Source organism: Mycobacterium sp. TH-M11 (assembly GCF_057473725.1).
Genome location: NZ_JBYCLD010000087.1, coordinates 1 through 3,570 on the forward strand (window position 1 = coordinate 1; position 3,570 = coordinate 3,570).

5 protein-coding genes are annotated in these 3,570 nt (G+C 66.5%); 2 read left to right on the forward strand and 3 right to left on the reverse strand.

Annotation, left to right across the window (positions count from 1 at the left end):
* On the reverse strand, positions 1 to 628 hold a 628-nt coding region (locus tag AC2VOG_RS03625), incomplete at its 3' end, for a PPE family protein (RefSeq protein ID WP_486938548.1).
* A gap of 68 nt (positions 629 to 696) precedes the next feature.
* Positions 697 to 1,881, reverse strand: a complete 1,185-nt coding sequence (locus AC2VOG_RS03630; protein ID WP_486938549.1) for a PPE family protein — start codon at positions 1,879 to 1,881, stop codon at positions 697 to 699.
* Positions 1,882 to 2,216: 335 nt separating this feature from the next.
* On the opposite strand from AC2VOG_RS03630, the gene AC2VOG_RS03635 reads away from it, so the two are divergent.
* Positions 2,217 to 2,543 carry a DUF732 domain-containing protein gene (locus tag AC2VOG_RS03635; RefSeq protein ID WP_486938550.1) on the forward strand — a complete coding sequence of 109 codons (327 nt, stop codon included), beginning with the start codon at positions 2,217 to 2,219 and terminating at the stop codon, positions 2,541 to 2,543.
* 147 nt (positions 2,544 to 2,690) lie between these two features.
* On the forward strand, positions 2,691 to 3,047 hold the full coding sequence (locus tag AC2VOG_RS03640; protein ID WP_486938551.1) for a DUF732 domain-containing protein: 357 nt from the start codon (positions 2,691 to 2,693) through the stop codon (positions 3,045 to 3,047).
* A gap of 29 nt (positions 3,048 to 3,076) precedes the next feature.
* On the opposite strand, the gene AC2VOG_RS03645 is transcribed toward AC2VOG_RS03640, so the two are convergent.
* Positions 3,077 to 3,409 carry a DUF732 domain-containing protein gene (locus tag AC2VOG_RS03645; protein WP_486938552.1) on the reverse strand — a complete coding sequence of 111 codons (333 nt, stop codon included), beginning with the start codon at positions 3,407 to 3,409 and terminating at the stop codon, positions 3,077 to 3,079.
* Positions 3,410 to 3,570 lie beyond the last annotated feature (161 nt).

Consider the following 3,570-nt stretch of genomic DNA (forward strand, 5'->3'; position numbering starts at 1 on the left):
CCAACTCGTGCAGCGTGCCGGTCAGCGGCAACAGGTCCTGGGCATGGGCGGCGGTGCTGGCGGCCTGGGCGACCGCGCCGGCCTGGCCGCTCAGGCCGATCGGGTTGGTCGTCGGCGGCGGGGACTGGAACGATGTCAGCGTGCTTGCCGACGACGACGCCCCGGCGTAGCCGTACATCGCGGCGGCGTCTTGGGCCCACATCTCGGCGTAGTGGGCTTCGGCCGCCATGATCGCGGCGGTGTTCTGTCCGAAGAAGTTCGTCGCGACCAGCGCCGCCAGCAACGCGCGGTTGGCGGCGATCACCGGCGGAGGGACCGTCGCGGCGAACGCCGCCTCGTAGGCGGCCGCGGCGCTCTTGGCCTGCACCGCGGACTGCTCGGCGAGGGCGGACGTGGTCTGCAGCCAAGCCACATACGGTAGGGCCGCACCCGCCATCGCCGTCGACGCTGCGCCGGACCACGCCGACCCAGTCAACTCCGAGACCGACGAGGCGTAGCCCGTCGCGGCCAGTTCGAGTTCGTCGGCCAGCGCGTCCCATGCCGTCGCGGCCGCCAGCATCGGTCCTGACCCCGGACCGGCGTACATCCGCCCGGAATTGATTTCAGGAGGAAGCAATCCGAAATCCATCTGTGCCCGTTCCCCCTCTCTCAGCTGTCTAGGTTGGGGCGAGATAGCCCGACTCAGGTGCGCTGCGCTCAACCGCCGATCGGCGAGCGGGACACCACGCTGCCGCGGCGCGACGCCGCGTGGGCTGTTGCGCTACCAAGCCCTCGGCCGACCACTGTGCCCAGCATGGTCTCGCCGAAGGCCCCGCCCGGAAAGCCCCCGGGGGCGCCGGCCGCGGCGGCCGGCATGCCGGTGCCCGGCATGTTGAACGAAGCGGGCGTGACCGCCGGAGCCGGCATCGCCCACGTCGGCGGGGCCGATAATGCGCCGATCTTGATCGCCTGCCCGGCGCTCGCGCCCACACCTGACGGCCCGGTGAAGCTGCTGAGCCCCGCACCGCCGAATTTCAGCGCCGCGGGCCCCAGAAACGGTGGGTTCATCGTTTCGGACAGGCCCGCGGGGTTTTCCGCTACCCACGTGAGCAAACCGACGCCGTTGTTGGCATTGCTAAGGGCGTTGGCGGCATCGGCCCAGCTGGCGGCACCGTTACCCCACGCCTGTGAGGAGTAGCCGGCGGTGTTGATCAGCGAAGAGCTGAGGGTGCTCGACGTGCTCGCGGTGCCCGTCGACCCCGTCGAGCCGAACATGCTTTGCAGCTGCGACAGCATCGATTGCACGCTCGAACCGCCGCCAGTGCCGGTGGCCTGGGCGACCGAGGCACTTTGGGCGGTCTGCCCGGCGGGGTTGGTGTTCTGCACCGGCTGGGTGAATGGGGTGAGGTGGGACGCGGTCGACGACGTGCGCGAATAGCTCTGCATCGCCGTGGCGTCTTGGGACCACATCTGGGCGTACTGGCGCTCGGTCTCGCCGATCGCCGCGGAGTATTGCCCGAAGTAGTTGTGCGCGATCAGCGCCGCCAACAGCGACCGGTTGGCGGCGATCGCCGGCGGGGGCACGTGGGCTGCCAGCGCTGACGCGTGTGCACCCGCAGCCGCCTTGGCTTGACCCGCCGTCTGCTCCGCCTGGACCGCAGCGTCGACCAACCAGGTGACAAAAGTCTGGCCGGCGGCCGCCATCGCCGTCGCCGACGGGCCGGTCCACTGTGTGGCGGTCAGTCCTGAAAGCACCGACCTGTATTGGCCCGCAGCGGAGTACAGCTCTGCTGCCAGTGAGTCCCAGGCCTCCGCAGCGGTCAGCAGCGATCCCGAACCGGGACCGCTGTACATGCGACCCGAGTTGATCTCCGGCGGCAGCAAGCTGTAGTCAACGACCATTTCGTGTCCTCTTCCCTTTGCTCCTGATGTCCGCAGCCCCATCCAATTTGGCGTTGCAGGTCACCGGGGTCCGGCGGGTTGCGGCCGATTTGGCCTCGGCCAGGGGGCAATCCGCCCTTCCGACAAATCCACCACACGACGGCAAGATGAACGGCTGATTACAGCTAACCCGTTTGTCCGGTATGGTTTTACTGGGAAATAGCTGGGCACCTCTCCAAAACCTTCGCCGCGGGCCGCCGTAGACGCGCAGGAAAGACAGCTGACCCGTGACGTTCATGCTTCATTTACCTTTCGTTCCAGCCCCGTACATCGCGTGCGATGAGGCTTAATTTTTCATGGGCAATGGAACAGCGTTTCTCACCGCGGTCGTTGCCGGCGCGGCGATCGGGTTAGCTGCGCCGGCCCATGCCGACAACGCCGACACGGTTTTCATCGGTCAACTCGACCAAGCCGGTATCGAGTTCGCCGATCCGCAGGACGCCATTTCGATAGCGAAAAAGGTCTGCGACTTACTCGGGCAGGGACGCCCGCCGGTCACCATCGCGCGGTCGGTGAAAATCACCAATCACCACCTCTCGGGGCACAACGCCGCGCAGTTCGTCGCGATCTCCGCGGACACGTACTGCCCGGCTCTGGAGCCGGCGGCCCAGTCGAATGATTAACGGCGCCTGATGCAAACCTCGCGCGCAGCTGAACACTGCATGAACAGTGCGGGCCCCGCGGGCGCATCAGTAAGGCCTGGCCGATCGCAAAGAACTAAGCTGTTGTCAGACAAGCGATTTCATCACATCCGCTAGCTGCGACAAACAATGAGCCAGACATCAGGTCGTCGTTTGGGAGGGAAAATGAAAGCTGTAAAACCGTTTCTGGCCGCAGCCGCGTTGCTGACTGTGATCGGTGCCGCCGCGCCGGCGAACGCCGATTCTGGCGATTCAGCCTTCCTCGCCTCGCTTGACAAGATGGGCATCCAGTACCCGGATCCGACCCAGGCCCTAGCCGGCGGCCGACAGGTGTGCGATTACATCGCCCAGGGGCACACTTTGAACCAGGCTGCACGCGGGGTGAAAAACGCCAACCCGGATCTGCCGCTGACGCAGGCATCCAGGTTCGTCGAAGCCGCGAAGGCAACGATGTGCAGCCAGTCCCCCGCGGCAGCTTCGTCGTAGTCTCGGGGGCCCGGCAGGCACTCGGGTCGCTATCCGCCGCCGCCGCCGCCCATCGGCGGCAGCGGGCAATACGCGCCGCGCGCGAGAGCCACGAACTGCTCGGCCTGCAACGACGACAGATTGTTCTCCGACGCGACCGTTTGCGCGGTGTCGTTGGGGCTGTGTCCCTGGTGTAGATAGGAACACACCGCTTTGCCGCTGGCGGTGACTTTGTCCGCGGATGGATACGGGATACCCACGTCTTTGAGCGCCTGGAGGAAATTGGCGTCCCGCGGGTCGTCGTCGGCATGCGCCGCACCGGCCGCGCCGAACACGGTGGTTGCACAGCTCACGGCCACCAGCAGCTTCAGCTTCCGCATCATGTCTCCCAGCTCGCGGTCGGATAGCTCGTGATGACGCAATCATAAGCGCCCGACGTGGAAGTGACTGTGCCCGGACCGGTTAGACCGCTGCTTTACCTCGACGAGACTAGCCGCCCAGACAGCCCGGACCGAGCAGCGCCTTGAGGTCGCCCATCAACGCC

What these genes read in the sequence shown, in the direction of transcription:
- AC2VOG_RS03630 (WP_486938549.1), bottom strand. Translation starts at nt 1,881, where the DNA reads ATGGTCGTTGACTACAGCTTGCTGCCGCCGGAGATCAACTCGGGTCGC.
- AC2VOG_RS03635 (WP_486938550.1), top strand. Translation starts at nt 2,217, where the DNA reads ATGGGCAATGGAACAGCGTTTCTCACCGCGGTCGTTGCCGGCGCGGCG.
- AC2VOG_RS03640 (WP_486938551.1), top strand. Translation starts at nt 2,691, where the DNA reads ATGAGCCAGACATCAGGTCGTCGTTTGGGAGGGAAAATGAAAGCTGTA.
- AC2VOG_RS03645 (WP_486938552.1), bottom strand. Translation starts at nt 3,409, where the DNA reads ATGATGCGGAAGCTGAAGCTGCTGGTGGCCGTGAGCTGTGCAACCACC.